Origin of the sequence: Bacillus cereus group sp. BfR-BA-01316 (assembly GCF_022664195.1) — a bacterium.
Taxonomy (GTDB): Bacteria; Bacillota; Bacilli; order Bacillales; family Bacillaceae_G; genus Bacillus_A.
The window spans coordinates 1-208 of sequence record NZ_JAKUGX010000166.1 but is presented as its reverse complement, the minus strand read 5'-3'; the positions used below and the strand labels follow the sequence as shown (position 1 = coordinate 208).

The following is a 208-nucleotide window of genomic DNA, read 5'->3' as shown; positions in this document are numbered from 1 at the left end:
TATTTCTTTTTTCGATTTTTCGATTTCTTGTGCTACTTCTTTTTCTTTTGGTCCTTCAACTTCTTTTGTCGGTTCTTTTACTTCTTCTTTTGCTCCCTCAACTTCTTTTGTCGGTTCTTTTACTTCTTCTTTTGCTCCCTCAACTTCTTTTGTTGGTTCTTTTATTTCTTCTTTCGATCCTTCAACTTCTTTTGTCGATTCTTTTACT

At 33.2% G+C, this 208-nt stretch carries 1 protein-coding gene; it reads right to left on the bottom strand.

The window, feature by feature from the left end; translation table 11 throughout:
* A partial coding sequence (locus MR071_RS25995; protein WP_242238258.1) for a hypothetical protein occupies window positions 1–208 on the bottom strand: 208 nt, incomplete at both ends.